The organism is Kribbella sp. NPDC059898 (assembly GCF_042730855.1).
In the GTDB taxonomy this organism is placed as follows: Bacteria; Actinomycetota; Actinomycetes; order Propionibacteriales; family Kribbellaceae; genus Kribbella.
The window spans coordinates 63986-90571 of the sequence record NZ_JBHWKR010000013.1 but is presented as its reverse complement, the minus strand read 5'-3'; the positions used below and the strand labels follow the sequence as shown (position 1 = coordinate 90571).

Below are 26586 nucleotides of genomic sequence, written 5' to 3'. Positions count from 1 at the left end.
AACCCGATATTTCGCGCGTCGGCATGCGGCTGTCGGTGGGGTCAGGCACCATGGAGGCCGTGAGCGCTCCCAATCCGCGTCGGCCGATCATGCCCGGCAACAAGCTGTTCGAGTCGCTGCCCGGCGCCGGCGACCCGGCCACCGTGACCGAGGCCGCGCACCGGACCGCCGAGCTGCTGGTCCGCGGGGTGCGCAAGTCCGAGGACGCCGAGGTGCACGCCCGGGTGGTCAAACTCGCCGACGAGTACGGCCTGGACGAACTCGCCGAGCTCTGGTCCGACTCCCCCGCCGACTCCCTGCCCGGCGCGCTCTGGCGGCTGTACGTGCTGCGCTCCTGGGTGCACGCGAACGCCGAGGAAGTCTCCCGCGAGTTCACCACCGGCCGTTCGTACGCCGAAGTACACGCCGTCGTCGCCGGCGTCGCCGAACCCCCCGGTCCGCGCGAGGTCCGCGACATGGTCGACGCCGTCCTCCGCGGCGTCGCCACCGGCGACTTCGCCACCACCCTGGACCGGGCCGCCGCCTTCGCCCGGATCATCGCCACCGGCCGCGCCCACCTCGCCGACGACACCCACGACCGGGTCCTGTCCGCCGCCAAACTGGTCGAGACCGCTGACCAGCTGGAAACCGCCGCCCGCGCCGAACGCGCCGGACACCTCTGGTAGTTGCACGCTCGCCCGGCGGATGTTATGGCGAAATCTCAACAGGACAAGGCGTTTGAGCACCCGCTACACTGTTCGAGGTGTCGGGCCGGTGCAAGCCCCGGGTCCCAAATTAAGCCGCTACGAGCGGCCACGCGCCGTGAGGCGCTTCCCGGTCCGACACCACCAATCTTTCCCGATCTGCGTAGTTCTACCCACGCGGCTAGACCCCGGCGCTGTTAGCTTCGTCGGCTGTGAAGCGGATTCTGGTGGGTGCGATGGTGCTGGTACTGGCAGGTTGTTCCACCGTGCAGTCGAAAGACGTGCGGACGAGTGGCATCACCGCCACGTACGTCGTCACGCTCCCGGAGACGACCGACGTCGCCGACGTGAGTGCGTCGTACCGCGTGGGTACCCTCACCTTCATCGAGCTGGGCGACGGCGAGTCGGTCACCTCCTCCGGCGGTGGCAAGGACGTGCAGCTGAAGCACCACAAGTCCGCCGGAGTCACCGACTACGACGGTCAGCTCGACGGTGTGGTCACCGCGGGTACCGAGGTCACCTTCACTCTCACCCGCGGCAGCGGCGACGACTCCGCCCCGAAGTCCACGGTCAAGCTGCCCGAGCGGGTCAAGCTCACCGCGCCCCAGACCGGTACGACGTACTCCCGCCGCGCCGCCATCCCGGTCCGCTTCGACTCCGGCCCGTCCGACCAGTCGTCGCTCCTCTCCTGGGCCGGCGACTGCGTCCAGTCCGGCAGCCTCCCACTGGAGCCCGGCCGGACCGAGGTCAGCATCCCGCCCGGGTCCCTCCGCCCCATCACCGGTACGCCGACCCCGGGCCGCAAGCCCACGACCACCTGCCAGGTCACTGTGATGCTCACCCGCCGTACCGAAGGCACCCTCGACAGTGCCTTCAAGGACGGCTCGATCACCGCCCAGAGCGAGTCCACCCGTCTGATCACCTCGGCGCCGTAGGACCCGGGCGGCCACCCGGCTAAGCTGCCCCGCGTGAGTCTGCCGATTGTCAGCGCGACGCGCTACGTGTTGCCGTTGCGCGAGGGTGGGTCGTTGCCGGGTGTTGTCGAGGGCAACGATCTGGGCACGTACGTGATCAAGTTCCACGGCGCCGGCCAGGGCCCGAAGGCGCTGGTGGCCGAGGTGATCGTCGGCGAGCTGTTCCGGCGGCTCGGCCTGCGGGTGCCGGAGCTGAAGCTGATCGAGCTCGACCCGGCGATCGGCAAGTCGGAGCCGGACTTCGAGATCCAGGAGCTGCTGATCCGCAGCGCGGGCCTGAACCTGGCCGTCGACTTCCTGCCGGGCTCCTTCGGGTACGACGGATCGGCCGGCAACCCGGGTGACGACGCGATGGCGCGGATCCTCTGGCTGGACGCGTACGTCGCGAACGTGGACCGCTCGTGGCGGAACACGAACATGCTGGTCTGGCACAAGAACCTGTGGCTGATCGACCACGGCGCGGCGCTGTACTTCCATCACTCGTGGATGTCCGCGGAGAAGTTCGCCTCCCAGCCGTACGACGCATCGGACCACGTCTTCTCGGTGGCTGTACCAGGTGTGGCGAAGGTGGATGCCGAGCTGGCCGCGGCGATCAGCCCTGAACTGTTGACCGAAGTCGTGGGGCTCGTGCCGGATGAGTGGCTGGAAGACGGGGACCGGGAGCGGTACGTCGGACACCTGCTGGCGCGGTTGGGGAACAGGGCCGCCTGGGTGCCGGGGGGTGTGCGGTGAAGCCTTTCGACTATGTGATTCTGCGGGCGGCGCCGCGTATCCAGCGGGGTGAGTTCATCAACGTCGGCGCGGTGCTCTACTGCCGGGCGCTGGACTACCTGGGGGCCGGATGGGACGTTCGGCCGGAGCGTCTGATGGCCCTGGACCCGGCTGTCGACGTTGACGTCGTCTGCGCGTCCTTGGAGCAGGTTCGGGCTATCTGTGCCGGAGATCCGGTAGGTGGACCGGCGGCGGCCACCTCGATCGGTGAGCGGTTCCGGTGGCTCGCGGCGCCTCGCAGTACCGTCGTACACCCCGGTCCGATCCACAGCGGGATCACCACGGACCCCGCTGCGGAGCTGGAACGGTTGCTGGACGCGTTCGTCCGTTAGGCGAGTGCCGCGGACACCACCTCGCGGGCCTGCTCGAAGACCTGCTCCAGGTGGTCGGCGCCCTTGAAGGACTCGCCGTAGATCTTGTAGAGGTCCTCGGTGCCGGACGGCCGCGCAGCGAACCAGGCCGACTCCGTGGTGACCTTCAGCCCGCCAATGGCCGCCCCGTTGCCAGGGGCGTGCGTGAGCCGGTCAACGATCGGCTCTCCCGCCAACTCGGTCGCCGTGACCGCTTCTGGCGTCAGAGCCGCCAGCTTGGCCTTCTGCTCCCGGGTAGCCGGTGCATCGACCCGTGAGTACGCCGACGCACCGAAACGATCCACCAGCTTCGCGTGAGCCTGTGACGGCGTCTCCCCCGTCACCCCGGTGATCTCACTCGCCAGCAACGCCAGCAGGATCCCGTCCTTGTCTGTGGTCCACACGGTGCCATCGAAGCGCAAGAAGCTAGCACCTGCCGATTCTTCACCACCGAACCCGACAGAACCGTCAACCAGCCCCGGTACGAACCACTTGAAGCCGACAGGCACCTCCCACAGCCGCCGCCCGAGGTCCGCGACTACACGGTCGATCAGCGACGACGACACGAGCGTCTTACCGACAGCAACGTCCGCGCCCCACTGGCGGTTGCTGAACAGGTACGAGATCGCCACGGCCAGGTAGTGGTTCGGGTTCATCAGCCCCGCGTCCGGCGTGACGATGCCGTGCCGGTCGGAGTCCGCGTCGTTCCCGGTCGCCAGGTCGTACTTGTCCCGCTGCGCGACCAGCGACGCCATCGCGTACGGCGACGAGCAGTCCATCCGGATCTTGCCGTCGTGGTCGAGCGTCATGAACGACCAGGCCGGGTCGGTCCGCGGGTTCACCACGGTCAGGTCGAGCCCGTGCCGCTCGGCGATCGCGGCCCAGTAGTCGACGCTCGCGCCGCCGAGCGGGTCGGCCCCGATCTTCACGCCGGCGTCCCGGATCGCGGCCAGGTTCACTACCGACGGCAGGTCGTCGACGTAGTGCCCGAGGAAGTCGTAGTCCCCGGCGTGCTGCCGCGCCTGCTCGAACGGCGTCCGGCGTACCTCCCGGTTGCCGGCGGCGATCAGCGCGTTGGCGCGGTTCGCGATCCAGCTGGTGGCGTCGGAGTCGGCCGGGCCGCCGTGCGGCGGGTTGTACTTGATGCCGCCGTCCCGCGGCGGGTTGTGCGACGGCGTGATGACGATGCCGTCGGCGTCCGCACCGGCGCCGCGGTTCAGCCGCAGGATCGCGTGCGACACGGCCGGCGTCGGCGTCAGCCGGTCCGCGCTGTCCACGAGCGTCTGTACGTCGTTGCCGGCCAGCACCTCGAGCACCGTCCGCCACGCCGGCTCCGAGAGCCCGTGGCTGTCCCGGCCGACCAGCAGCGGCCCCGTCGTACCCTGGCCGGCCCGGTACTCGCAGACGGCCTGCGTGATCGCCAGGATGTGCGCCTCGTTGAACGCCCCGTCAAGACTCGAGCCCCGGTGCCCCGACGTACCGAAGACGACCTTCTGGGCCGGGTTCTCGACGTCCGGGGTGATGTCGCCGTACGCCGCCAGCATGGCGTCGACGTCGACGAGGTCCTCGGGCTGTGCTGGCTGGCCTGCGCGTGGGTGCATGCCCACATGCAACCACAAGACCGGCGAGGGCTGTACGGGGTGACAATGGTTCCGTGACGGACCCGAAGCGAAGCGCCGAGCTGTACCACGCAGGACGTGAACGGATGGCCGCGGCGGTGCAGGACCTCAGTGCGGAGGACCTGGACCGGCAGGTGCCTGCCTGTCCGCAGTGGAGCGTGCAGGACCTGATCGCGCACCTGGCCGGCGTTGCTGCCGACTTCGCGGCCGGCAACGTCGTCGGTGCCCCACATCCGCCGTGGACCGCGGCCCAGGTCGCCAGGCGGCAGAACCTGCCGATCGCCGAGGTACTGGCCGAATGGGAGACCGCCGGATCGGCTCTCGAGGCGGTCATCGTCGGCGGTACGACATCGCATCCGCTGGTGTGCAACCCGTACGTCGACGCCGCCGTCCACGAGGCCGACCTGCACGGCGCGATCGGCAGCGGGCGCCCGCCGGCCGAGCTGTGGCTGGCCGCGCTGGACTGGATGCTCGACGAACCCGGACCGCTGACCGTCATCACGCCGGACGGCACGTACTCGGTCGGCTCCGACGCGCCCGAGGCGACCGTCCGCACCAGCGCGTACGAGCTGTTCCGAGCCATCTTCGGCCGCCGCAGCAAGGCGCAGATCGCGCAGTGGGACTGGGACGACCCGGACCACGCCGGCGCCTGGATCCCGGCGCCGGCCTGGTTCCCGCAGACGTCGGTGTCGCTGAACGACTAGGCCTCGTCGAGGCGGGCGATCAGCGTCTTCGGGGCGATCTGGCGGTACGCGTTCTCGACCAGGTCCTCGAAGTGGTCCCAGTCGACGTCCACATCCAGGAACACGCCGAGCCAGCCGCGGTGGCCGACGTACGGCGGCCGGTAGAAGTGCTCGGGGTCGTCCGCGACCAGCGACTCCTGGACACCGGGTGGTGCCGCCATCCAGACGCCGAGGCGGTCGTCGTGGTGGTGGTCGGCGTACATCACGAACGTCTTCTTGTCCCGGACGAACCACGTCGGCTCACCGTGGCTCGGCCGCTCGGTCACCTCGGGCAGTGCAAGGCACAGGCTGCGTACACGTTCCAGAACGTCCATCTGCCTAGTGTCGCGGACCAGGGACCACTACGCCGGATTCATAGGCGTAGACGACGGCCTGTGCGCGGTCTCTGAGGTCCAGCTTGGTCAGGACGTTGCTGACGTGGCCCTTGACGGTCTGTTCGGCCAGCACGAGCTCCTCAGCGATCTGCCGATTGGACAGCCCTCTCGCGACCAACCGCAGTACGTCGGTCTCCCGCGGCGTCAGCCGGGCCGGTGTCACCTGTACGACGGGTTGCGTGCGAGCGAAGTCCTCCACGAGCCTGCGCGTGACAGATGGCGCCAGCAGAGCGTCCCCGGCCGCAACGACCCGTACTGCCGCTGCCAGCTCGTCCGGCGTCGAATGCTTCAGCAGGAACCCGCTGGCACCAGCACGGAGTGCGGCGTACACGTAGTCGTCCAGGTCGAACGTCGTGAGCATCACGACCCGCGGCGGCTCACCAGGCGTACTCCCGGCAAGGATGCGCTTCGTAGCAGCGAGACCGTCGAGCACAGGCATTCGTACGTCCATAAGAATCACGTCAGGCTTCAACTCAGCCGCCAACTCGACCGCCTGCGCACCGTCGCCCGCCTGCCCGACCACCTGCAGGTCCGGCTGCGCGTCCAGCAACGCACCGAAGCCGGCCCGGACCATCTCCTGGTCGTCAACCACCATGACCGTGATCGCCACCCGCCACCTCCTGTCCGACCGGAATGACTGCCTGCACCAGATAACCGCCTTCCGGGGTCGGACCGGTGCTCACCGTCCCGTCGACAAGCGCGACCCGCTCCCGCATCCCCGCCAGCCCCTGTCCACTCCCAGGAGCCGGTACGACGGGACGCGGCGGCCTCGCGTTCTGCACGGTGACCTCCAGCTCCCCCGCGGTACGACGTACCGCAACCTCCACCACCGCGTGCAGTGCGTGCCGTACTGCGTTGCTGATCCCCTCCTGTACAACGCGGTACGCCGTGAGCTCGACAGCCGGGTCGAACCCGCTCGGCACCTCACCCACCAGCCGTACGTCAGCCCCAGCGCGTCGGGTGCTCTCCACGAGCTCAGGCACTTCTTGGAGACCAGGCTGCGGTCCCAGCTCCTGCGGCTGGTCCACGGGCTCGCGTAGCAACCGCAGTACGCGACGCATCTCGGTCAGCGAAGCCCGTGCCTCATCGGCAATGCCCGCGAACTCAGCACGCACCTCATCCGGTACGTCGGCCAGCCGGTGCGGGGCACTGTCTGCGCGGACGACCACTACCGACAGATGGTGCGCCACAACGTCGTGCAGCTCGCGGGCGATCCGGGTGCGCTCCTGCAGCCGCTCCCGCTCCGCGCGCTCGCTCTTGCTGATCGTCTCCTGCTCCACGAGGAGGCGGTTCGTCTCGCGGCGAGAGCGGACCAGGTCGCCCACCACTACCGCTACCGCGGACAGGACGGCCATCGTGATCAGCCCGCGCCAGCCTCCACGGTCCGGAGCCAGGGCGATCGCACCGAGCCCCAGAGCCTGCGTAGCGACCCACCAGCCCAGCTGTTCACGACGGCCGAGCCCACGCGCACCGACGATCGCGAGGACGAACGAGTGCCCGAAAGCAGCTGTCGTACCCCATGGCCATGGCTCACTCGCGCTGACCGGTGTTGTGAGCGCTGCCGTGACGCCCGTGGTCACAAGCGAGACCACGACCGCAACTCGCGGCCAGAGCCACGACAGACTCAAGGCCAGCGCACGCGCAATGGCAAGCGCCACTGCGGCTCCGATGGCTACCTCGTAGTGCTGTGCGAGGTCCAGGACAGTCAGGAAGAGCAGAGCGACAACGCCCAGGTCCGCAACCCATCTCCGCATCTGCACGGTTGGACCCTACTCACACCTGCTGCAGCCACGCGCAGAAGAACGCGAGGGTCCCGCCGGCCAGCACGATGGTTGCCGGAAGCACCCACTTGCGCGTCCCCTGGACCAGGAGCACCTGCAGCGCCGCGATGCCATGCAGTACGAACAAGAACGCGACGATGCACGGCACTGCGAGCACACCATGCGTGGCCCACGCACCGGCGCGGCTCGGGCCGCCCCACGTACCCGGCTCGACCGGGCCGTGCTCCACGAAGCCCCAGAACGGACCGCGCACCACGGCGAGCACGGTCAGGAACAGCACGAACAGGCTCGCCAGTCCGAGTACTGCGCTGAGCAGACCGTCGCCGAACGTCCGGGCGGTGGTCTTCGGAGCAACCTGCCACCGGCGCGCCGCCCTCTCCGGCTCGCCGACGATCGCGTCCGCCATCGCCATCAGACCTGTCGGCAGCAATCTGACGTCGTACACCAGCCACTGACCGAATCTCCGGTCCCGCACGGCCGCGATCGGCCGGTTCAGCGTCTCCGTCATGGTCTCTCCTCGGTCTCGGCAACTGAGATCGAGCCTAGAAATCCGGCGCCGCCGGCACCTCCAGCCAGAGAGCCGAACCCGGACCAGTACCCGGGTAGGGGGTGCTGTGTGATCCAGGTCACAGTGACCACGATACGTGCCGCCGCGTTACACGGTCAGTGCCGCATGGGTTCGCACCGGCGGCACGAGGACGGGGGTTTTCGTCCAACAGGAGGATTCATGCGCAAGCGGAACCTGGCCGTGGCCGCCACACTGCTTCCGGTTTTGCTGCTCCAGGGGTGCGGCACCGACAGCGGCATCGCCGCGGCGGCGCCGGCCGCCCACAAGGCGGCCCGGGCCGCGACCGACGGCCTCGGCTCCGACGACCCGGTACTGAACGCCTACTACGCGTACCGCGTCGCGCTCGACGTGATGATGCGCAGCGGCGGCAGCAAAACCACCCAGCTCGAGTCGGTGATGACGCCGAAGATGTACGAGGCGATCAGCGCGCAGGCGAAGTACTTCCGGACCAACAAGCTGCACAACACCGGGCTCACGAAGGTGGTCTGGGCCAAGCGCACGCTCGCGACGAACGGCGTGCTGGTCAGCGCCTGCTACGACACCACCTCGGCCCGCACCGTGAACGTCCGCGGCCGCGGCGTCCTGCCGAACACCACGCCGACCCGCTGGCTCGACCAGATGCGCGTCGTCACGGAGGACTCGAAGTGGATCGTCGACGGCGGCACCACCACCCCCACCGCCTGCTGATCACCTCAACTGTGTGGCGGTGCGATCACGATCGCGCGCACAGCGGATTCCTCCGGACGAGCCTGGGCACACTCGCCTGTGAGTGCCGGCTAGGTCGAGGGGTCCACCGATGATCGACACACACATTCGCAGCCTACTGCCGTCCTGGCTCGGCGGTCGCGGGCACGAGACGTTCCGGCCGCGCGGTACCAGCTCGCGCGTCAGCCGGCTCGCGGCGGAGTACGACGCCGACGTCGACGCCGCGCTGCAGCGGCTCTGGCCGAAGGCGCGGATCTACCACGATCGCGAGTTCACCCGCGACCGGGCCGACTTCCTGCTGGTGGTCCGCGGTCGCGGCGTGATGATCGAGACCAAGGTGAAGAGCGATCCCGGCGTGTTCCGCGGCTCCACGCTGCCGCCGCTGCTGGACCGGCTGCAGCGCGACGGCCGGCGGCTCGTCGTCCTCGTCAACCAGGGCGACCCCGCGCCGGCCCGCGACCTGGTCAGCGCCAAGCTCGGCGACCGCGGCCGGATCGTGGTCTGGTCCGGTCCGCACCACGACACCGACCTCCGCCAGGCGGTCGAAGCACTCCTCCAGCAAACCACCCGCCACGCCTGACCCCACCAGAACACCGAGCACACCCCGCCGCGCCACGCGACCCCGCCAGGGACCGAGGACACCCGCAGCGCCACGCAACCCCGCCGGGGAGCGAGGACACCCGTACCGCCACCCCGCTAGGAGACCGAGGACACCCGCAGCGCCACGCGACCCCGCCGGGGAACGAGGACACCCGTAGCGCCACCCCGCTAGGGGACCGAGGACACCCCGCAGTGCCACGCGACCCCGCCGGGAAGCGACGACACCCGCAGCGCCACCCCGCCAGGGGACCGAGGACATCCCGTAGGGCCACGCGACCCCGTCCGGGGACCCGAGACACGGCATGCCGGGTCCGAGGTCCCCCGGGGTGCGGTCAGGCGGACTTGATCGCCGAGACCTCGAGCTCGAGCGTGACCTTCTCGCTGACCAGCACGCCGCCGCCCTCGAGCGCGGCGTTCCAGCTCACGCCGAAGTCCTTGCGGTTGACCACGACGGACCCCTCGAGCCCGAGCCGCTGGTTGCCGAACGGATCGGTCGCCGTACCGGTGTATTCGAACGTGACGTCGACCGGCTTGGTCACGCCGCGGATCGTCAGGTCGCCGGTCACCACGAACTCGGCATCGCCGGTCTTCTTGACCGCGGTGGACGCGAACGTGATCTCCGGGTGCTCGTCCATCGCCAGGAAGTCGTTGCTGCGCAGGTGGTCGTCGCGCTGGTTGTTGCGGGTGTTGATGCTCTTCGCCTGGATCGTCACCTTGCCGGAGGAGTTCTCCGGGTTCTCGCCGTCGATGTGGAACGAGCCCTCGAACTCGTCGAACGCACCGCGGACCTTGGTCACCATCGCATGCCGGGCGCTGAAGCCGATCCGGGTGTGGGAGGCGTCGAGAGTGTAGTCACCGCTCAGTGCGGCATACTCGCTGGACATCGAGGATTCCTCCAGAATTAACTAGTTGAACTTTACACAGTCCAGATTTCACCCTTCGCGGACAGATGTCCACCCCTCACCCGGCGTGTCCGTCTGATGAACCCGATCAGCCCGGACAATGGACTGGTCCGGATCAGCACGGGGTTCGCATCAGGGGTGGCGGGGTTGGCAGAGCAGAAGGTGTACTGCGCGTCGGCGGCGAGCGACGTCTACCGGGCGATCAGCACGGTTCTGGGCCGCGAGCGGTTCTGGGCCGAGCAGGCACCGGAGTCCGACGGCGTGATCTCGTTCGTGCTCGCCGACGGCCGCAGGGACGAGAGCCGGATCGAGCACACCGTCCGCGACCAGCTCTACGCACTGCGGTACTTCGGCCGCACGCTGACGTTCCGGCTGGCACCGGCCGCGGCCGGCACCGACCTGACGCTGACCTCAGACGACGCCGACGACGCACCCGAGCTGGCCTCGCTGCTGCTCCGGCTGAAGGCCTCGGTCGACTTCGGCGTCGACCTCCGCAACCACGACGCGAGCCGCAGCACGCGCTACGCCGACTCCTGACCGTTGCCGATGGCAACTTGGTTAACGGGTTGCGCGGCGGCCCGGCGAGCAGGTCTCATGGGTCCTCGAAGGATCGGAGGACCCACCGTGGAACCGCTCAGCGCCGACGAGATCAGGCGCTCGTTCGTCAACTCGACCAAGAGCCAGGTGAAGGCGATCGCGTTGCCGCCGCGATTCACCGAGCTGCCCTGGGAGTCAATGGACTTCCTCGGCTGGCGCGACGGCAAGGCGCCGAACCGCGGCTACCTGGTCGTCCGCCGCGACGGCGGCGTCACCGGGATCGCGGTCAGCACGCAGTCGTCCGGCGCGGCACGCCGGTTCGCGGGGCTGTGCGACCTCTGCACCACCGCTCACCACGTCAGCGACGTGGCGCTGTTCGCGGCCCGGCGCGCGGGGACGGCCGGGCGCGAGGGCAACACGGTCGGGCTGTACCTGTGCGCCGACCTCGCGTGCTCGCTGTACATCCGCGGGCTGAAGGAGCTCGACGTACCGCAGGGTGAGACGGCGACCCCCGAGGTGCGTGCGGAGCGACTCGCGACACGACTGGAGAGCTTCGTCCAGCGGGTTCTCGGGTAACTATCCTGGAGACACCTGCCGGCCCGCATCGAGCGCGCAAGAAAGCGAGTCGCGAATGACCGAGTTCCGCATCACGCATGACATCGCCGCAACCCACCCGGACATCCGCGAACGACTCACCGCTACCGCGATCGAGGCGATCAACGAGTCCAGCAATCGGTCGGCGAACGACGCGGCCAGGATCCTGCGGCGAAAGCTCGGCAAGATCGGCGTCGAGATCAGCCAGGACGCCTGCCGGTCCGCGATCGAGCGCATCCGCTCCGGCAAGCAACTGCACTTCGAGATCGAGCCTGCGCCCGACCAGGAGTGACCGCCGGATAGGGTGCGCGGTGTGGAACTTGCTGAGCTGGGGCGCCGGGTACACGCAACCGCACATCTGACCGGCGAGTTCGTCCTCCGGTCCGGGCAGACGACCACGGAGTACTTCGACAAGTACCGGTTCGAGGCCGATCCGGTACTGCTGGACGAGATCGCGGCCGCGATGGTCCCACTCGTCCCGGCCGGCACCGAAGTACTCGCCGGTCTCGAGATGGGCGGGATCCCGGTCGTCACCGCGCTCGGCCGGCACACCGGCCTGCCGTGCGCGTTCGTCCGCAAGGAGGCCAAGTCCTACGGCACCTGCCGACTGGCCGAAGGCGCCGAGACGAAGGGCCGCCGGGTCACGATCGTGGAGGACGTCGTCACCACCGGCGGTCAGATCGTCCTCTCCACCAACGAGCTCCGCGCGCTCGGCGCCACCATCACCGACGCCCTCTGCGTGATCAACCGCAACGACGGCACCCCCGACCCGCTGACCGAGGCCGGCCTGAGGCTGCACGCCCTGCTCACCCGGGAACACCTGGCTGCCTGACTGGTTCGTCCGCCGGCAACAACCGGCGGAAGTCCTCGGCCGAGATGATCGGTACGCCGAACTCCCGCGCCGCCCGCGCCTTCACCGACAGGCTGTCGACGTCGGCCGCGACCACGAACGTCGTGTCCGGCCGGACCGCCTCCTGCGGCGCGAACCCGGCCGCGACCGCCCGGTCCCACCACACCTCCCGCGGCTCGACCATGTCCCCGGTGAACACCATCGTGCTCCCCCGCGGAAACCCGCGCGCCCCAGGACGATCCGGCACGACGTACCGCCCGCCGCTCGCGCGGACCAGTGCGTCGTCGACGTCGGACACCCGCTGCCCGAGCATCACCGCGACCTGGTCGAGGTCGTTGCGCTGATCCGGCGTGACACCGGTCGCCCAGGACGCGTCGGCCAGCGCGGACACGTAGTACCGATGGAGGTGGTCCACCTGCGGACGGGTCATGCCGAGCTCGTTGGCAACCTGCACCAGCTGGTCGGCGTCCGCCGCGGTGATCTCGCGGTTGGCGAGGATCGTGTCCAACAGCACCAGGTACGAGTCGGCCTGCGGCGGCTCCGGCACGCGGGGCAACTGGTCGACGAGTCGACTCATCCACCCGTGCCGGCCACCCGCGTGCACAGGCCGCACCACCGGCGCGGCAGTCGCCCCGGGAAGGTCGGGCCACGGCAACCGGCGCACCTCCTCATAGGCCCACTGCCACGGTGGCGGTGCGGCGAACGCGCCCAGATACTGCGCGAACAGCTCGGCCGTGGCGCGGGTGTCCGCCAGCGCCGAATGCCAGCCCTCGATCGAGATCCCCGCGGCCGCACAGCACGCGCCCAGCGTCCGCTTCGCGCCCGGGTGCAGGTAGCCCGCCAGCGCCATCGTGCACATCGACCGCTCGGTGATCAGCGGCACCGCGACACCGAGCCGCGCGAACTCCGCCCGCAGGAACCCGAGGTCGAACTCGACGTTGTGCCCGACAACCATCCGCCCGGCCAGCAGCTCGCCCAGCTGCGCCGCGATGCCTGCGAACTCCGGCGCCGCCAGCACGTCGGCGGTGAGGATCCCGTGGATGTGCTGCGGACCGAGGTCGCGCTGCGGATTCAGCAACGTCACCCACTCACGCTCGACCTGTCCGCGCGCGTCCAGCAGCACGACCGCGATCTCGATCACCCGGTGCCGATGGCTCGGCAACAGGCCGGTCGTCTCGGTGTCGATGACGGCGTACATCCGGGTCCTCCTCCGGTCGATGACCGACTGGAACAAGCCAATCACAGGCCGCCGACAGTTTTCGCCGTGTCAGGATTCCAGCAGGTCCACGGCGATCTCCGCGCCGAGTTTCGCGCCGTGCGCGAGCTGCAGTTCGTCGCCGCTCCAGAAGCGGCCCGGGTCGTACCAGTTCGGGCGCCGGCCGCGCAGCAGCCCCATCGCCTCGTAGGTCAGCGCGACTACCTCGGCGCAGTACGCCGACTCGAGCTCCTGCGAGCCCTTGCGCAGCGCCGGCATCCGCCCGCGGACCCAGCGCGACGCAAGCCGCGCCGTCGACGGGAACGGCGTACCGTCGAGGCGCGCGACCGTCTTCAGTACGGCGTCCTCCAGGTCCCGCGTCACCGGGTGGTCGAGCTGTCGCAGCCAGGCGCGCTGACCGTACTTGTTGCCCCACACCATCACCGCGTCCCGAAGGTCGTGCAGCTGCACGCCGCGGTGGTGCGTGCCGGTCCACACGTCCGGCAGCGAACGGCCCAGCTCCGCATGCCACATCAGCGGCGGCAGGTCCTCGACGACGATTGCCATTCCAACGTGGTTCACGGGGCTGTTCGTGGTCAGCTGGATCGCACGATCCGCCGCGCTCGCACCGCGGAACAGCCAAATGTCACCTGTTCGTGTCAGTTCCGTAGCGTCATCCAAGGAAATCCGGCTGTTCACGTCGCTAGGTTAGTCGGCATGAAGGTATGGAAGGTGGTAGGGCTTGCGGGGCTCGTCGGCGTGGCTGCCACGGGCGTTGTGGTCGCGCGGGGCGAGCGGAAGCGCCGTGCGTACACGCCGGAAGAGGTCCGCGATCGCCTCAAAACCAGGGTCAAGGAAGCAGCGAACGCCTGACCCGGCCAACGTCGGCCGGGCACGTGTGGGTGCGCCGTAACTCGGTGGTACGGCGTCGGCCACACGCGCCCGGCCGTCTGCTCCTAAAGGTTGTGTAAGGCAACCTCTTCGACGCGACCGGCGGTGATCGTCGCGGTCTGGTACGTGCAGTACGGCTGCCGCCGGCGATCCGTCGGCGAGCCCGGGTTCAGGAGCCGCAGCCCGCCCACGCTCGTGGTGTCCCACGGGATGTGGCTGTGCCCGAACACGAGCAGATCCACCCCCGGGTACGCCGCCTCGCAGCGCTCCTCGCGCCCCTTGGCCGGACCGGTCTCGTGGACGACAGCCACCGACAGTCCGTCGAGCGTCACGCGCGCGACCTCGGGCAGCCGCGCCCGCAGTTCCGGGCCGTCGTTGTTGCCCCAGCACCCGATCAGTCGGGCAGCACGGGACTCCAACTCGTCCAGCAGTCCGACGCTCACCCAATCCCCGGCATGGATGACCACGTCGGCATGCTCGACCGCCTCCCACACCGGCGCCGGCAGCTTCTTCGCCCGCACCGGCAGGTGAGTGTCCGAGATCAGCGTCAGGCGCATGCGCCCACTCTCTATGCCTTCAGTGCCGCGATCAACTCCGTCTCCTTGGCGAGACTCAGGCCGGCGCGGCGTTCCCGCTCCAGGCCGAGCTCGCGCTCCCAGGCGAGCGAGTCCGCCATGAACTCCGTCCGCGACCGGTGCGTCAGCCCAGCCGCCGCCGCGGCCGCACCACTGCGCTCCGACCAGCCCTCGTACCCGGGCTCGGTGATCCACATCGTGAGCGACTCAGGCCCCATGTACTGCTCGACCTTCTGCTCCTCCAGCCACTCCCGCGGCGCGAGCACCACCGGCCCGGCGTGACCGCCGACCTCGCGCGCCGTCGCGATCCACTCCCCGAACGGCACGACCGGACCGTACGTGTCAAAGGTCCCGGTCCGCCCGCGCTCCGCGTTGTCGAGCAGCCAGCCGGCCAGATCCCGTACGTCGATGACCGCCGTCGCCAGATCGGGCGTGTCGGGCACGAGCAGCGGCTCCTCTGGCGCCAGCGCCGCCCGCGCCACCCACGCACCGGCCCGGTCGCTGATGTCCCCCGGCCCGCCGATCAGCCCGGCGCGGGCGATCACCAGCCGGTCCCCGACCGCCTCCAGCGAGGCCTGCTCACACGCCACCTTCGCCTCGCCGTACTGCTCCCGCTCCGCGACATCGCCCTCGACCGGCTCCCGTAGTACCGCGGACTCGTCGGCGCCGGGGGTGTCGAACTTCTCGTACACGTTCCCCGACGAGATGTACGTCCAATGCTTCGCCCGCGCGCCGAACGCGGTCAGCGCGCCCTTCACGAACCCCGGCTGCCACGACACCTCGAACACCGCGTCCCACTCGCGCGCCGGGACCGCGCCGTACGCGTCCGGACGGCTTCGATCGGTGGCCACCAGCGTCGCGCCGGCCGCGACCGCGCCGCTCTCGCCACGCGCCACACACGTCACCGCGTGCCCGCGGGCGAGCGCCTGCGTCGCGATCTCCCGACCGAGGAACGCCGTACCACCAAGGATCAGAATCTCCATGCGGGCCAGCAAATCAGGCCCCGCCGACAATTCCCAGGCTCCTCTGCCGAGGGCAGAAACAACGGCCTGTGATCCACCGCGCTCGTCAGGTCACCGTAAGCCGTCCGACCTTGCCAGGCAGGCGATCCGGGCGCACTGTCGGAGCAGGAGACACCCAGGGGTGAGTGTCGATTCACAACCAGGGGGAGAGATGGCTGGTTTCGTTCAGATCATCGAGTACCGGACCTCGAAACCGGACGAGGTCGCGGCGCTGATGAACGAGTACCGCGCCAAGCGCGCGGCCGAGAACGAGGGGCCGACGCCCGTGGGCGGCCTGACCTGCGCCGACCGCGACGACCAGGGCCGGTACTTCGCAATCGTCGAGTTCAATTCCTACGAGGAGGCGATGGCGAACTCGCAACGCCCCGACACCACCGAGATGTCGGAAAGAATGATGGAACTGTGCGACGGTCCGGGCACGTTCTACAACCTCGACCTGCTGGACCGGATGGACTAGCGCTGACAGGTACGGCGTACACCGGCTCGCCCGGGCGTACGCCGTACCTGCGATGACCGGTGCCGGGGAGGGGGGTGAAACCCGGCACCGGTGGATCGGATACCTCAGCGGAAGACGCGGCGCGACGACCAGGGCGGTGCTGCGCCCGGCGCCGCCCGATAGTCACGCTCGGAGTGCAACGGGTCGGGGTCCTGCGGCTCGACGGCCGAGTGCAGGTCCGGCCAGGGACGGGGTGGCAGGGTCTCGCGGGGCGGCAGCCTCAGGTCGGGGTCGGGCCCCGGTTCGGGATCCAGCCACTCGACCACGGTGGCCCCGCCGTGACCGTGGATCGCGACGACGGAGTCGATCCCGTCCCACACGGTCGTGGTCGGATAGTCGCCGTACCAGCGGAGCGCGACCGCCCCGTCGGTGAACTGCACACCCTCGGCGACCGGCCCGGTGCCGCTCACGCCGGAGACGTCCTGATGGCGGATCAGCCGGAACCGACGCGAACTCATTTCGGCGCCACCTCCCAGAGCCGCTCCCCCGGCAACCGCCGCTCCGGCCCCGGATCGTGCTCGGGCAACGGCTCGCTGGTCACCCGCAACCCGGCGAACCTCCGCGACATCGCCTCGGCGTACCGCTCCGCCAACTCGGCCTCGGCCCGGTAGTCCGCCACCACGTGCTCCCCGAACCAGACCCGCACCCGCCGCCGCTCCACCCGCACCGCAACCGACCGCGAACAACCACTGTCGTCCATGTCAATACACCCGGCACCGAGTCGAGCCGGATCCCATCAGCGACCTCGCAAGACAACCCTTCACGTCAATCACTTCCACTTCCCTGTGGGGATGGGTTCACAGGTAGTGACGGCCCGCCCAACCGTTCATGACGCAACTTCGGAGAAAAATCTCACACCCCGTGAGGAAGCCCCTGAACCCAGGGCCGCGTGTCGAAACAGGCGTCCCACCTCGCGACGCAGATCGTCGTCAGAGCCTCCACGGACCTAGACCCCGATCGCATGCCGATCCATCGCCTGCACCTCATCCGGCGCCGCGAGCGGTCAGGAACATGGTGCCGCTGTTCGACATCTCGTCGTCGTCGGACAGTTGTGACCGGGCACAGGCTCAGCTGACGACCCAGGGGAGCCAGGTGTCGACGTCGTCGACGTCGAGGCTTGTGTCAGGCGGGAAGGCGTGGGTGCCAGCCCCCGGCAGGTACGCCGCGACTGCCAGCGCCAAGTTGTGGCTGAGGATCATCGCGACACTGTGTCCTCGGCCGGCCAGTTCGTCGAACAGTGTGCGCGCCTCTCTCGCCTGGAGCTCCTCGTTTTTCGCCCCCGCGTACCGCACGTCGGCCACGCCCTGATACCTGTCGATGGCTGAGACATCCTCAGGTTCCGGGTCCGCCTCGCCGTACACGTTCGGCTGAACCACTACGTAGAGGTCGCCGTCAACCGACCGCGCACGACCACGGAACAGATACGCGCCGTCCTTCAGGTCCGGTTCGTCGACAGGTTCGAGCGAAAGTGCCTCAGCCAGCCACCCCGCGACCTCACCGAGCGGTGCGTCGGCCGCAAGAAAGATATGGTCGTCGGTCGACATCACTGCTCCTTGGTAAAGGTGACGAGACTACCGTCACCGAGAATGACATGAACCACCGGTGCGACGGTGGACCCAGGCTGCCCAAGAGCTCGGCGAAACGACCGAGACGCAGTCTCTTCGGAAACACCGGCCGCGCGACCATCGATGACGACTTCATGGCGTGCGCTGAGCGCTTCCGCCAGTTCGAACGCCTGCCCGCTCGCAGCCAGCATGTTCCGCTTCACCGCGTTGGAGCTGCTCCGGTCCTGTGTCTTGAATTCCACGATCGACCCGTCGTCGGCACCGGATCTGCGAAGTACCACGTCAGGATTCTTCTTGCCCGAGCTGTGGTCCTCGGGCCGGGCGTCGATACGCCAGCCCTGTTCTTCCAGGCGTTCCGCAATCTCACGTCCCTTGTCCAGGAACCGATGCATGGGGTCGTACACGCCCGGAGCAAATTCTGCGCCCAGGGGACCGAGGTCCATCGCCGGATCGAAGTCGATCGTCGGCTGCTCGGGGAGTTGGATGTCGACGGTGATGGGCGCGAGATGACGCTCTTCGGCGTAGTCGAAGGTGGCTTCGACTTTGTCGGTGGTGATGGTGAGGGTGGCGTGTTGCCATTCTTGGCCCTCGGATTCGGCCATGGTGGCGAGAAGGAGCTTCACCTCTTCGGTGAGGTCGACGTCGATCTCGTGGTCGGCGGTGAGGCGTTCCTCCCGCTTGGCCTCTTCCTTCTCGTCGCGTTCCTCGTACTCGAGGGGCTCGTCCTCGTCGTCGCGGTCCGGGACGAACTCGAAGTCGCGGGTCAGGCGTTCCTCGCGTTTCGCCTCTTCCTTCTTGTCGGGCTCCTCGTACTCGGGAGGCTCGTCCTCCTCGTCACGGTCCGGGACGAACTCGAAGTCGCGGGTCAGGCGTTCCTCGCGTTTCGCCTCTTCCTTCTTGTCGCGTTCTTCGAGGATCAGGTCGCCGGTTTCGGTGACGGTGATTTCGAGCTCGAGAGGGTCCGTCTGTGTGGGGCGGTACTTTTCGAAGGCTTTGCGGGCGACCGCTACCAGTGGGGGCTCATACTTCCGGACGCCGCTCGTCGCCTTGTTGCGGTTGGCGGAGTCCGAGGACGGGCGGTTCGTCGACGGGCCGGCGGCGCCGATCAGGCCCTCGGCCCAGGTGCGGGCCTTGGGGGGTGCCATCGAGAGGTAGTGGGCGGCGGCCTCGCAGGCGTGGGCGGCGGCGTCGAGTTGCTGGGCGGCGACGGTGGCCTGGCCCCGGGACGCGATCAGTGCGACCTGGGCGTTCTCCCGGCAGCGGGCCGCCGTACGCAGTAGCTGGTCGACGACGCGCGGGATCTCGTCGAAGCAGTCGACCAGGCCGCGGGCGACCCGCTGCAGCTCGGAGGGCACCGGGGAGTCAGATCTGGTCGGCGTAGTTCTTGCAGCCAGCGGACGCGATCTCGAGGGCCTCGGCGGCCTGTTCGACGGCCTTGCTCGCGGCCTCCAGGATCTCGGTGATGTCGCGGTCGATACCGGTGGCGGTGCCGGCGATCAGGCTCTCCACCAGCTGGCTGTGCTGGGTGAACCGGAGTTTGAACCCGGCCAGTCCCCCGGCTGCCTGCTTGGCCTCCATCGAGACCTGGTGCAGCTGTTCCTTGAGCCGCAGTACGTCGGACACCTCAACCCACTCCCAAACTAGTTGCGCTTCTTCGGCAGCACGATCGCCGTACCGGCCACCACGACCGGTACCAGGATCCCGAGCCACCAGGGCAGACCGGCCGCCATCAGGACGAACACCAGCGCGGCGCCGCCCCAGCCCCACCAGCGCGCGACGGGCAGCCGCGGCAGGCCGAGCACACGGGACGCGGCCAGCATCGTCAGGGCAGCGATCGCGGCGGCCAAGACCCCGGCCAGGAACGAGCGGCTGAACACCCACACCAGCACGAACCCGGCCAGCGCCAGGACCGCGCTGATGGTACGCCGCCGCCGGAGCTCCTGGAGCCGCCGGGCCGACGTGCGCAGTTCCTCGAGCTGGTCGACGGACTCGGCAAGCTGTTCGGTGATCCGTTCGGCGACGGTCTCGATGTCGTTCAGCGCGCGGATCTCGGGGAGCGTGTGGTTGGCCCGCTTGCCGTCGACCGGCAGCCCGGCGCGTTGCAGGCTCTCGGCGGCCTTGTCGGCGAGCGCGTTCAGCCGCGTCTGCAGCTTCCGCCCGCGCTCGGCCATCGCGTCGGCCTCGGCCGCGGCCGTCGCCTCGGCCTTCGACTTGTGCGCCGTGACCCGGTCCTGCGCCTGCTGCGCGTCGGTCCGCGCCATCGCGACGGTGCGCACCGCCCGTACGTACTCGGACCACACCTGCTCGTCAGTCTTCATCGCCGTACCAACTCCACCGCACGCTCCACCTCGTCCGCACGCAAAGCCGCGAACGGTACGACGACCTGCGCCTCGGGATGCAGCCCGTCCCACAGCAACGCCCGATGCGGCTCGGACGCCCACCGCACCAGCGGTCCCGCGACCGCGCGTACGCCGTCCTGCGGGTGCCGGAGGAACAGGTGCGTCGCGACGTTGCCCCGCCCGTACCCGAGCTGCTCGGTGCACACGTGCAGCCGGTTCCACCACCCGTACGTGATCAGCCCCTGCGCGGGCCCGTCCCGCACGATCTCCTGCAGCGCGTTCGCCGGACTCTCGAAGTACCCCTCGGCGTGCACCTGCATCCGCGGTACGCCGTGGAACCCGAACCCGAGCAGGTACGTCGCGCCCGCCTGCCCGCTGCGCATCGTGTCCCGCAGCGCGAACAGCCGTGGCGCGATGTCGTCGTGCTTGTCCACCGTCTCGACCTCGCAGCCGAGCTCCCGCAGCACCTGCACCAACGCATCCTTGCCCTCGGCAACAGCCGGCGCCGAGTTCGTCCCGTCGACGAACACGAACCGCGGCGGCTCCACCGCACCGGCCGCCGTCGACACAGCCAACCCGGTCAGCACGCCCAGCGCGTCGACCGGCCCGTCCCCCAGCACGAGCACGCCCGCGCCAGGCTCAGGCCGTACTTCGACCGCGACCGGCTCCTCGGTCACCGCGATCGGCAACCCGGTCCACGGCCGCCCCAGCTCGGGCTTCACCGACGTCGCCGTGTCGGTCAACCGCGCAGGCTCCGCGAGATGGAACACGCGCGGCGCATGCATCGACGATCCCGCGCGCGTCCACAGCTCCGCGCGCAACGAATCCAGCACAGGCTTGTCGGCGAAGCTCACCAGCACGTGCTGGTTGTCGTCGGGCGATCCGAAGTTCGCGTTCAGCACCGCCTCGCCGCGGAACTGCAGCTCGGCGGCCGCGGTGTTCCCGCTGCGCAGGATCGCCTGCGAGTCGGCGGGGGTGGTCTTCAGCGCGATCCGGTACGGCACCTGCCCGAAGATCGAGTCCCGCCGCGTCGACAGCCGCTTCACGCCCTCGATCGTCTGCGTCGCGAGCACCACGTGCACGCCGTACGCGCGACCCAGCCGGACCAACCGCTCCAGCAGCTTGGCGGCCTCGTCGGCCAGCTCGTCGTCGTCCTCGAGCAGCACCTGGAACTCGTCCAGTACGACGAGAATCCGCGGCGGCCGGTCCGGATCGGGTGGGAGCTCCGCGATGTCGGCGACGTTCCCGTGCGACTTGAACACCTCGCTGCGCCGGGCGAGCTCGTCGGACAGGTGCCGCAGTACGGCGAGACCGAACGCGCGGTCGCTGTGCACGCCGAGCACCCGGATCTGCGGCAGCCAGTGCGGCCGGTCAGGTCCCGGGCCGAGCGCGGAGAACTCGACACCGTGCTTGAAGTCGAGCAGGTACATCTCCAGGTCGGCCGGCGAGTAGCGCGCGGCGAGACCGTGGATCATCACGAGCAGCAGGTTCGACTTGCCCTGCCCGACGGCGCCGCCGACCAGTACGTGCGGCAGCGCCGGGTTGCCGCTGCGCAACCGCACCAGCGCCGGCGTCCGGTCGTCGTACCCGATCACCGTGCCGACCTCGTCCTTGACCGGTTGCCACCAGGTCAGCCGATCCGGCAGCGTGCGCTCGAAGTCGATGGTCGGCAGTACGGCGATCTCGGCCTGCTCGGCGATCACGTCGCAGATGCCGGCCGCCACGGACGCGTCGAACGGCGGGTCCAGCCGGGCCGGCGGCAGCTGTGCGACCTCGACCCGATCGTTGACGATGGCAACCGGATTGAGGAGCTCGAGCAACTGTTTCGAGTCGACGTCGAGCTCGGCCGCCGTCGACGCGTCGTAGTGCACGAGGAAGCACAGCCCCCGCTTGCCGGCGGTCGCGGCCAGCCGGAGCAGGTCGCGTTGCGCGAGCGTGTCGATGCCGAACGGGTAGTCGAACAGGATCACCACCCGGTACGGATCGGTGACCTGGCCGGTCTCCTTCAACAGGTCCTCGAACCGCTCGTGGCCGAGCTGCGCCTGCCGGCTGGCCCGCAGCGACGACACGTCGACGAGGCCGGACAGTACTGTATGCAGCTGCTCCGCGGTATGCGTTGCCCTCGGCACCAATTGCGGGTATTTCGTGGTCAGATGGCCGAGCAGGCCCATCATCCCGGTGAGCTTCGGGTCGAACGCGTCGACGCGCAGCCGGAACGGTTCCGCGGCGGCGACCAGCCGGAGCGCGATGCTCTGCAGCAGCCGGCGCGCGGACTCGTTGCGGTCGCCGGTCACCTTCCAGCCGTTGGTGCGGAGCAGCGGCGCGACCACCGGCGTACCGGCGTCGAGCTCGCCGACCCGGACGTACGCCGGAACGCCCGCGCCGACGAGTTGCCGGGACCGCCAGCGCGCGTCGTTCGGCGGGACCGCGGCCAGCCCGGGTGCGAGCCGATCGGCGAGCAGCCGGGCCTTCGGTTCGGCCTCGGACAACGCCTCGGCGGTCTTCGCGTCGACCAGCGACCGCGACTCCCGACGGGCGGTCGCGGTCTGCTCCTGCAACTGCCGATGCAGCCGTACGGCGCGCTGGTGCTCGCCGTACGTCAACCGCCGTGCATTGTCCAGCAACTGCCCGAGCGCGTGCTGCAACCCCCGGATCCGCCCCTCAAGAACCTCCGATGAGGCCGTCAGGACCTCCGGTACGGCCGGATCCCCGTCAGGCTTCTCCGTCACGAGCATCGTCCTTCCACACCTGGCCCCGCGACTACGTTCTTGCCTCGGGTAATCGTGTCACACCAGTGGCCCCAGTGGTCACTCCAGGTATCACTCGTCTCATCTGCTAACCCGGCGCGACGACCTCCAGCTCGTAACCGTCGTCGTTGTGCAGGAAGGCGGCGTAATGCTGCGGGCCACCGGCGTACGGATGCCGGTCCGCGAACATCAGCGTCCAGCCGTGTGCAGTCGCCTCGGACACGATCGCGTCGACCTCCGCGCGGCCGGCCGCGTTCAGTGCCAGGTGGTTCATCCCCGGCCGCATCCGGTCGTGCTCGGCCGCCGACATCGCGGGGCTCTGCTCGACCACGACATAGCTTCCGTCCGGCGCGATCCAGGTCATCCCGCCCGGCCAGCCGTCACCGTCCTTCCAGCCCAATCGGCCGAGGACCCAGCCCCAGCTCGCAACGGCCCGGGACAGGTCCGGGACCCAGATCTCGACGTGATGCACCGCGGCAGTCATCGCAGCATTATCGGCGCCCGTCATTCCTCCATTGTGCGAGGGCCGCCGCCGGCACCGCAGAAACCTTGGCGTTTCGCGCCCCTTCATCTTTCTGTCCGTGGCAGGGTCTACCGTCTGCGGTGACAGTCGAGAGACCGGGAGTTCGGCCCATGAGCAGCACGCGTATCGAGAGCACGGCGTACGGCGCCGCGGCTCTGGAACGCCTGCAGGCAGTGGTCGCGCGGCTCAAGGCCGACGACCCGATGACGCCGGTCACGCTGCTGCTGCCGAACAACCTGTCCGGCGTGATCGCGCGCCGGCACCTCGCTCGAACCTCGATCGGCGGCCTCTATCTCGCGACCCTCGAGCGGCTTGCCGAGCAGATCGCGGCCGGATCGCTGGCGCCGCGACGGCCGGCGACCCGTCCGATCGTTGCGGCCACCTGGCGTACGGCGCTGGCGAAGGCGCCCGGCGTCTTCGCCGAGGTCGCGGAGCACCCGTCGACCATTCAAGCGCTCGCTGCCGCGCACAACGAGCTCCGCGACCTCAGCGATCCCGCGCTCGACAAGGTCGCGGAGGCGTCCGCGCTCGGCCCCGACCTGATCCGCCTGCACCGTCAGGTGACCACCGAGCTCGGCGCCGACTGGTACGACGCGACCGACCTGCTGCGCGCCGCCGCGGCCGCTGTCACCTCGGCAACGGTCAGCGAGCTGGGTGCTCTCGTCCTCTACCTTCCGCAGGAGCTGACGCAGTCCGAGGCCGCGTTCGTCGCCGCGCTCGGCAACGCCGCGGCCGACCTGACCGTGATCGTCGGACTGACGGACGTGCGCCGTGCCGACCGCGCCGTCCGGCGCTCGCTCGAACGGATCGGGATCGACCTGCCGACGTCGATCTCGAAGAACTACCCGGTCGCCACAGAGATCCTGAACGCGTCCGACGCCGACGACGAGGTGCGATGCGTGGTCCGCGACGTCGTGTCGGCGCTGGAGCAGACGCCCGCGCACCGGATCGCGGTCCTGTACGCCGCGGCCTCGCCGTACGCGCGTCTCCTGCACGAACATCTGTCCGCCGCGGACCTCGAGGTCAACGGTCCCGGGACGCGACCGGTGCACGAGCGGGCGATCGCGCGGACGCTGCTCGAAGTCCTGGCGCTCGTCGACCAGGACCTGCCCCGCGCGGACGTGTTCCGGGCGCTGGCGAACGCGCCGACGCGGGACTTCGCCGGCGATCGGATCCCGGTGCCGCAGTGGGAGCGGATGTCGCGGGCCGCCGGGGTGGTGCGCGGCGACGACTGGGACATCCGGCTGGCGCGGTACGCCGAGTCCGAGCGCCGGACCGCCGACCAGGAGGAGGCGGCCGACGATCCACGACCGGCCGCGGTGCGGCGAGCACAGTACAACGCGACCACCGCGGAGCGGCTGCACGCGTTCGCGTCCACGTTGCGCCGACGGCTGGCCGATCTTGCCGTGCTCGACACGTGGTTCGACCTGTCGGCGGGCGTGCTGCAGCTCTTCCACGATCTGCTCGGCGACTACTCGTCCTTGCCGATGGAGGAGCAGTACGCCGCGGCCGCGGTCGAGGGGTCGTTGAAGGGCCTGTCGACGCTGGACGAGCTCGGCACCCCGGCGAGCCTCGCCGTACTGCGTGATGTCCTCGATCTCGAGCTGCAGCAGTCGTTGCCACGGGTCGGGACATTCGGGACCGGCGTGCTCGTGGCGCCGTTGTCGGCGAGCATCGGGTTGTCGGCGGACATCGTGTACGTCGTCGGTCTGTCGGAGGACCTGTATCCCGGGCGCGTGCACGAGGACGCGCTGCTCCCCCATCGCGTGCGCGAGGCGGCAGCGCCGGAGCTGGCGTCGTTCCGGGACCGGCTGGACGAGAAGCAGCGGCATCTGCTGGTCGCGTTCTCGGCGGGTGCGCGGGTGGTGGCGTCGTTCCCGCGCGGCGACCTGCGCCGGTCGTCGCGGCGGTTGCCGACGCGTTGGCTGCTCGGCTCGTTGCGTGAGCTGACCGGTGACCACGCGCTGCCCGCGACCCAGTGGGACAGGTACGGCGAGGTGCTGCGGACGTCCGCGTCGTACGCCGGTTCGTTGACGACGGCAACGATGCCGGCGACCGAGCAGGAGTGGCAGACGCGGGCCGCGGCGGCCCGGTTGTGGGTGCACGACGGCGTGCTCGTGCGGGCGCGGGAGTTGTTGCGCGGGCGGGGGTCGATGGCGTTCACACGGTTCGACGGGGATCTGTCGGGGGTCTCGGGGCTGCCGGAGTTCGCGGTCGAGGAGCGGATCGCGTCGCCGACCTCGCTGGAGTCGTACGCGACCTGTCCGCACGCGTACTTCGTCGAGCGGTTGCTTCAGGTGGAGCCGCTCGAGGCGCCCGAGGACCTGCTCGTCATCTCGCCGATCCAGGTCGGGAACCTGATCCACAACAGCCTGGACGCTTTCGTGTCGCGGCTGGCCGGTTCGCTGCCTGGGTACGGCGAGCCGTGGACCGAGGAGCAACGCGCGCTGTTGCTGGCGATCGGCGCGGATCTCGGCGAACAGTTCGAGGCGGAGGGGCTGACCGGGCATCCGCGGTTGTGGCAGCGCGAGCGGTTGCGGATCCTCGGGGATCTGATGGTGCTGCTGACCGACGACGACCGGTGGCGGGCGTCGCGGTCCGCTTCGGTGGTGGCCAGCGAGCTGCGGTTCGGGTTCGACGGCGAGCCGCCGGTGGAGATCCCGGTGCCGTCGGGTCGGGTGCTGCTGCGCGGTTCCGCGGACAAGGTCGACCTCGGCGCGGACGGGACGATCTACGTCACCGACGTGAAGACGGGCGGCTTCTCGCGGTACGAGGGCATCGAGTCCGACCCGGTCGCGGGCGGGACGAAGCTGCAGTTGCCGGTGTACGCGTACGCCGCCCGCGCGCGGCTCGGCGAGGCCTCCACCCCGGTCGAGGCGTCGTACTGGTTCGTCCGCCGCGGCGGCAAACGGATCCCGGTCCCGCTGACGCCGGAGGTCGAGGAGCGGTACGTCGACACGCTCGACGTGATCGTGTCCTCGATCGCGGCCGGGTACTTCCCGCCGAAGGCGCCCGAGGTGCCGGACTTCCTGTGGGTGCAGTGCCCGTACTGCAACCCGGACGGACTGGGGCACAGCGAGGTGCGGGCCAGGTGGGACCGGAAACGCCACGATCCGACGCTCGAACGCCTGGTCCGCCTGATCGATCCGACCGCCTTGGAGGCCTCGGATGACTAGCCTCCC

The 26586-nt window shown here is 69.6% G+C and carries 32 protein-coding genes; 14 read left to right on the top strand and 18 right to left on the bottom strand.

The annotated features are described in order from the left end of the window. Positions 1 to 59: 59 nt before the first annotated feature. The 4 genes from ACFV9C_RS33110 (at position 60) to ACFV9C_RS33095 (ending at position 2760) form a co-directional block, all read left to right on the top strand. A complete protein-coding gene (locus ACFV9C_RS33110) occupies positions 60 to 665 on the top strand; it encodes a hypothetical protein (RefSeq protein WP_380199676.1) in 606 nt (201 codons plus the stop codon). 230 nt (positions 666 to 895) lie between these two features. Continuing rightward, the gene (locus ACFV9C_RS33105; protein WP_380199674.1) at positions 896 to 1618 is read left to right on the top strand and encodes a hypothetical protein; all 723 of its coding nucleotides are present in this window, start codon (positions 896 to 898) and stop codon (positions 1616 to 1618) included. A gap of 33 nt (positions 1619 to 1651) precedes the next feature. Further along, positions 1652 to 2389, top strand: coding sequence for a HipA family kinase (locus tag ACFV9C_RS33100; protein ID WP_380199672.1), 738 nt, complete (start codon positions 1652 to 1654; stop codon positions 2387 to 2389). Next, the gene (locus ACFV9C_RS33095) at positions 2386 to 2760 is read left to right on the top strand and encodes a DUF3037 domain-containing protein (RefSeq protein WP_380199670.1); all 375 of its coding nucleotides are present in this window, start codon (positions 2386 to 2388) and stop codon (positions 2758 to 2760) included. The genes ACFV9C_RS33100 and ACFV9C_RS33095 overlap by 4 nt, the downstream gene beginning before the upstream one ends. Here the strand turns inward: ACFV9C_RS33095 and pgm are convergent. Next, the gene (gene pgm / locus ACFV9C_RS33090) at positions 2757 to 4379 is read right to left on the bottom strand and encodes a phosphoglucomutase (alpha-D-glucose-1,6-bisphosphate-dependent) (protein ID WP_380199668.1); all 1623 of its coding nucleotides are present in this window, start codon (positions 4377 to 4379) and stop codon (positions 2757 to 2759) included. The two genes, ACFV9C_RS33095 and pgm, sit on opposite strands and share 4 nt — an antisense overlap. 53 nt (positions 4380 to 4432) lie before the next feature. Between pgm and ACFV9C_RS33085 the strand changes: the two genes are divergently transcribed. After that, positions 4433 to 5101 (top strand): maleylpyruvate isomerase family mycothiol-dependent enzyme, encoded by a 669-nt coding sequence (locus tag ACFV9C_RS33085; protein ID WP_380199666.1) that lies wholly within the window; start codon positions 4433 to 4435, stop codon positions 5099 to 5101. On the opposite strand, the gene ACFV9C_RS33080 is transcribed toward ACFV9C_RS33085, so the two are convergent. From ACFV9C_RS33080 to ACFV9C_RS33065, 4 genes are read right to left on the bottom strand one after another with little or no spacing between them, the layout of a single operon-like run. Beyond that, positions 5098 to 5454 carry an MmcQ/YjbR family DNA-binding protein gene (locus tag ACFV9C_RS33080; RefSeq protein WP_380199664.1) on the bottom strand — a complete coding sequence of 119 codons (357 nt, stop codon included), beginning with the start codon at positions 5452 to 5454 and terminating at the stop codon, positions 5098 to 5100. The two genes, ACFV9C_RS33085 and ACFV9C_RS33080, sit on opposite strands and share 4 nt — an antisense overlap. Before the next feature lie 4 nt (positions 5455 to 5458). After that, positions 5459 to 6124 (bottom strand): response regulator, encoded by a 666-nt coding sequence (locus ACFV9C_RS33075; RefSeq protein WP_380199662.1) that lies wholly within the window; start codon positions 6122 to 6124, stop codon positions 5459 to 5461. Continuing rightward, on the bottom strand, positions 6099 to 7268 hold the full coding sequence (locus tag ACFV9C_RS33070; RefSeq protein WP_380200058.1) for a sensor histidine kinase: 1170 nt from the start codon (positions 7266 to 7268) through the stop codon (positions 6099 to 6101). The genes ACFV9C_RS33075 and ACFV9C_RS33070 overlap by 26 nt, the downstream gene beginning before the upstream one ends. A 19-nt stretch (positions 7269 to 7287) precedes the next feature. Further along, positions 7288 to 7803 (bottom strand): hypothetical protein, encoded by a 516-nt coding sequence (locus tag ACFV9C_RS33065; RefSeq protein WP_380199660.1) that lies wholly within the window; start codon positions 7801 to 7803, stop codon positions 7288 to 7290. A gap of 219 nt (positions 7804 to 8022) precedes the next feature. Between ACFV9C_RS33065 and ACFV9C_RS33060 the strand changes: the two genes are divergently transcribed. Continuing rightward, the gene (locus ACFV9C_RS33060; RefSeq protein WP_380199658.1) at positions 8023 to 8550 is read left to right on the top strand and encodes a hypothetical protein; all 528 of its coding nucleotides are present in this window, start codon (positions 8023 to 8025) and stop codon (positions 8548 to 8550) included. 109 nt (positions 8551 to 8659) lie between these two features. Then, positions 8660 to 9148 carry a hypothetical protein gene (locus ACFV9C_RS33055; RefSeq protein ID WP_380199656.1) on the top strand — a complete coding sequence of 163 codons (489 nt, stop codon included), beginning with the start codon at positions 8660 to 8662 and terminating at the stop codon, positions 9146 to 9148. 352 nt (positions 9149 to 9500) lie between these two features. Here ACFV9C_RS33055 and ACFV9C_RS33050 read toward each other — a convergent pair whose 3' ends face one another. After that, positions 9501 to 10052, bottom strand: coding sequence for a YceI family protein (locus ACFV9C_RS33050; protein ID WP_380199654.1), 552 nt, complete (start codon positions 10050 to 10052; stop codon positions 9501 to 9503). Between the two features lie 165 nt (positions 10053 to 10217). Between ACFV9C_RS33050 and ACFV9C_RS33045 the strand changes: the two genes are divergently transcribed. The 4 genes from ACFV9C_RS33045 to ACFV9C_RS33030 all read left to right on the top strand — a co-directional run bounded on the left by ACFV9C_RS33045 (position 10218) and on the right by ACFV9C_RS33030 (position 12033). Beyond that, complete coding sequence (locus ACFV9C_RS33045) at positions 10218 to 10607, top strand: hypothetical protein (protein WP_380199652.1); 390 nt, start codon at positions 10218 to 10220, stop codon at positions 10605 to 10607. Positions 10608 to 10694: 87 nt separating this feature from the next. After that, a complete protein-coding gene (locus ACFV9C_RS33040) occupies positions 10695 to 11183 on the top strand; it encodes an FBP domain-containing protein (protein ID WP_380199650.1) in 489 nt (162 codons plus the stop codon). A 55-nt stretch (positions 11184 to 11238) separates the two neighbouring features. Then, entirely contained in the window at positions 11239 to 11493 is a 255-nt protein-coding gene (locus ACFV9C_RS33035; protein ID WP_380199648.1) for a hypothetical protein, read from the top strand. A 21-nt stretch (positions 11494 to 11514) separates the two neighbouring features. Continuing rightward, complete coding sequence (locus ACFV9C_RS33030; RefSeq protein WP_380199646.1) at positions 11515 to 12033, top strand: orotate phosphoribosyltransferase; 519 nt, start codon at positions 11515 to 11517, stop codon at positions 12031 to 12033. Here the strand turns inward: ACFV9C_RS33030 and ACFV9C_RS33025 are convergent. Beyond that, positions 12008 to 13249: an exonuclease domain-containing protein gene (locus ACFV9C_RS33025; RefSeq protein WP_380199644.1), complete on the bottom strand. Its 1242-nt coding sequence runs from the start codon at positions 13247 to 13249 to the stop codon at positions 12008 to 12010. The genes ACFV9C_RS33030 and ACFV9C_RS33025 overlap by 26 nt on opposite strands. A gap of 69 nt (positions 13250 to 13318) precedes the next feature. Further along, complete coding sequence (locus ACFV9C_RS33020) at positions 13319 to 13828, bottom strand: hypothetical protein (RefSeq protein WP_380199642.1); 510 nt, start codon at positions 13826 to 13828, stop codon at positions 13319 to 13321. 135 nt (positions 13829 to 13963) lie between these two features. Here ACFV9C_RS33020 and ACFV9C_RS33015 point away from each other — a divergent pair, with 135 nt between their 5' ends. Beyond that, positions 13964 to 14119 (top strand): hypothetical protein, encoded by a 156-nt coding sequence (locus tag ACFV9C_RS33015; RefSeq protein ID WP_166677970.1) that lies wholly within the window; start codon positions 13964 to 13966, stop codon positions 14117 to 14119. A gap of 83 nt (positions 14120 to 14202) precedes the next feature. On the opposite strand, the gene ACFV9C_RS33010 is transcribed toward ACFV9C_RS33015, so the two are convergent. Together ACFV9C_RS33010 and ACFV9C_RS33005 are read right to left on the bottom strand one after the other, a co-directional pair. Then, entirely contained in the window at positions 14203 to 14694 is a 492-nt protein-coding gene (locus ACFV9C_RS33010) for a metallophosphoesterase family protein (RefSeq protein ID WP_380199639.1), read from the bottom strand. Between the two features lie 11 nt (positions 14695 to 14705). Further along, a complete protein-coding gene (locus ACFV9C_RS33005) occupies positions 14706 to 15695 on the bottom strand; it encodes an oxidoreductase (RefSeq protein WP_380199637.1) in 990 nt (329 codons plus the stop codon). Between the two features lie 190 nt (positions 15696 to 15885). Here ACFV9C_RS33005 and ACFV9C_RS33000 point away from each other — a divergent pair, with 190 nt between their 5' ends. Next, positions 15886 to 16191 carry a hypothetical protein gene (locus ACFV9C_RS33000; RefSeq protein WP_380199635.1) on the top strand — a complete coding sequence of 102 codons (306 nt, stop codon included), beginning with the start codon at positions 15886 to 15888 and terminating at the stop codon, positions 16189 to 16191. A 104-nt stretch (positions 16192 to 16295) separates the two neighbouring features. Here the strand turns inward: ACFV9C_RS33000 and ACFV9C_RS32995 are convergent, their stop codons facing one another. The 8 genes from ACFV9C_RS32995 to ACFV9C_RS32960 form a co-directional block, all read right to left on the bottom strand. Continuing rightward, a complete protein-coding gene (locus tag ACFV9C_RS32995; protein ID WP_380199633.1) occupies positions 16296 to 16688 on the bottom strand; it encodes a hypothetical protein in 393 nt (130 codons plus the stop codon). Then, positions 16685 to 16930: a hypothetical protein gene (locus ACFV9C_RS32990; protein WP_380199631.1), complete on the bottom strand. Its 246-nt coding sequence runs from the start codon at positions 16928 to 16930 to the stop codon at positions 16685 to 16687. The genes ACFV9C_RS32995 and ACFV9C_RS32990 overlap by 4 nt, the downstream gene beginning before the upstream one ends. A 367-nt stretch (positions 16931 to 17297) precedes the next feature. Beyond that, positions 17298 to 17774: a hypothetical protein gene (locus ACFV9C_RS32985; RefSeq protein WP_380199629.1), complete on the bottom strand. Its 477-nt coding sequence runs from the start codon at positions 17772 to 17774 to the stop codon at positions 17298 to 17300. Next, positions 17774 to 19150 carry a hypothetical protein gene (locus tag ACFV9C_RS32980; protein WP_380199627.1) on the bottom strand — a complete coding sequence of 459 codons (1377 nt, stop codon included), beginning with the start codon at positions 19148 to 19150 and terminating at the stop codon, positions 17774 to 17776. The genes ACFV9C_RS32985 and ACFV9C_RS32980 overlap by 1 nt, the downstream gene beginning before the upstream one ends. Positions 19151 to 19157: 7 nt before the next feature. Next, the gene (locus ACFV9C_RS32975) at positions 19158 to 19418 is read right to left on the bottom strand and encodes a hypothetical protein (protein ID WP_130388988.1); all 261 of its coding nucleotides are present in this window, start codon (positions 19416 to 19418) and stop codon (positions 19158 to 19160) included. Positions 19419 to 19435: 17 nt separating this feature from the next. Further along, on the bottom strand, positions 19436 to 20113 hold the full coding sequence (locus ACFV9C_RS32970) for a hypothetical protein (protein ID WP_380199625.1): 678 nt from the start codon (positions 20111 to 20113) through the stop codon (positions 19436 to 19438). Further along, the gene (locus ACFV9C_RS32965; protein WP_380199623.1) at positions 20110 to 22863 is read right to left on the bottom strand and encodes an FtsK/SpoIIIE domain-containing protein; all 2754 of its coding nucleotides are present in this window, start codon (positions 22861 to 22863) and stop codon (positions 20110 to 20112) included. Before ACFV9C_RS32965 ends, ACFV9C_RS32970 begins: the two co-directional genes overlap by 4 nt. 106 nt (positions 22864 to 22969) lie before the next feature. Continuing rightward, complete coding sequence (locus tag ACFV9C_RS32960; protein WP_380199621.1) at positions 22970 to 23365, bottom strand: VOC family protein; 396 nt, start codon at positions 23363 to 23365, stop codon at positions 22970 to 22972. Between the two features lie 149 nt (positions 23366 to 23514). Here ACFV9C_RS32960 and ACFV9C_RS32955 point away from each other — a divergent pair, with 149 nt between their 5' ends. Next, entirely contained in the window at positions 23515 to 26580 is a 3066-nt protein-coding gene (locus tag ACFV9C_RS32955; RefSeq protein WP_380199619.1) for a PD-(D/E)XK nuclease family protein, read from the top strand. Positions 26581 to 26586: the final 6 nt, after the last annotated feature.

What these genes read in the sequence shown, in the direction of transcription:
- ACFV9C_RS33025 (WP_380199644.1), bottom strand. Translation starts at nt 13,249, where the DNA reads ATGTACGCCGTCATCGACACCGAGACGACCGGCCTGTTGCCGAGCCAT.
- ACFV9C_RS32990 (WP_380199631.1), bottom strand. Translation starts at nt 16,930, where the DNA reads ATGGACGACAGTGGTTGTTCGCGGTCGGTTGCGGTGCGGGTGGAGCGG.
- ACFV9C_RS32985 (WP_380199629.1), bottom strand. Translation starts at nt 17,774, where the DNA reads ATGTCGACCGACGACCATATCTTTCTTGCGGCCGACGCACCGCTCGGT.
- ACFV9C_RS33010 (WP_380199639.1), bottom strand. Translation starts at nt 14,694, where the DNA reads ATGCGCCTGACGCTGATCTCGGACACTCACCTGCCGGTGCGGGCGAAG.
- ACFV9C_RS33035 (WP_380199648.1), top strand. Translation starts at nt 11,239, where the DNA reads ATGACCGAGTTCCGCATCACGCATGACATCGCCGCAACCCACCCGGAC.
- ACFV9C_RS33015 (WP_166677970.1), top strand. Translation starts at nt 13,964, where the DNA reads ATGAAGGTATGGAAGGTGGTAGGGCTTGCGGGGCTCGTCGGCGTGGCT.
- ACFV9C_RS33000 (WP_380199635.1), top strand. Translation starts at nt 15,886, where the DNA reads ATGGCTGGTTTCGTTCAGATCATCGAGTACCGGACCTCGAAACCGGAC.
- ACFV9C_RS33060 (WP_380199658.1), top strand. Translation starts at nt 8,023, where the DNA reads ATGCGCAAGCGGAACCTGGCCGTGGCCGCCACACTGCTTCCGGTTTTG.
- ACFV9C_RS32960 (WP_380199621.1), bottom strand. Translation starts at nt 23,365, where the DNA reads ATGACTGCCGCGGTGCATCACGTCGAGATCTGGGTCCCGGACCTGTCC.
- ACFV9C_RS33050 (WP_380199654.1), bottom strand. Translation starts at nt 10,052, where the DNA reads ATGTCCAGCGAGTATGCCGCACTGAGCGGTGACTACACTCTCGACGCC.
- ACFV9C_RS33065 (WP_380199660.1), bottom strand. Translation starts at nt 7,803, where the DNA reads ATGACGGAGACGCTGAACCGGCCGATCGCGGCCGTGCGGGACCGGAGA.
- ACFV9C_RS33070 (WP_380200058.1), bottom strand. Translation starts at nt 7,268, where the DNA reads ATGCGGAGATGGGTTGCGGACCTGGGCGTTGTCGCTCTGCTCTTCCTG.
- ACFV9C_RS33080 (WP_380199664.1), bottom strand. Translation starts at nt 5,454, where the DNA reads ATGGACGTTCTGGAACGTGTACGCAGCCTGTGCCTTGCACTGCCCGAG.
- ACFV9C_RS32970 (WP_380199625.1), bottom strand. Translation starts at nt 20,113, where the DNA reads ATGAAGACTGACGAGCAGGTGTGGTCCGAGTACGTACGGGCGGTGCGC.
- ACFV9C_RS32955 (WP_380199619.1), top strand. Translation starts at nt 23,515, where the DNA reads ATGAGCAGCACGCGTATCGAGAGCACGGCGTACGGCGCCGCGGCTCTG.
- pgm (WP_380199668.1), bottom strand. Translation starts at nt 4,379, where the DNA reads ATGCACCCACGCGCAGGCCAGCCAGCACAGCCCGAGGACCTCGTCGAC.
- ACFV9C_RS33005 (WP_380199637.1), bottom strand. Translation starts at nt 15,695, where the DNA reads ATGGAGATTCTGATCCTTGGTGGTACGGCGTTCCTCGGTCGGGAGATC.
- ACFV9C_RS32995 (WP_380199633.1), bottom strand. Translation starts at nt 16,688, where the DNA reads ATGAGTTCGCGTCGGTTCCGGCTGATCCGCCATCAGGACGTCTCCGGC.
- ACFV9C_RS33055 (WP_380199656.1), top strand. Translation starts at nt 8,660, where the DNA reads ATGATCGACACACACATTCGCAGCCTACTGCCGTCCTGGCTCGGCGGT.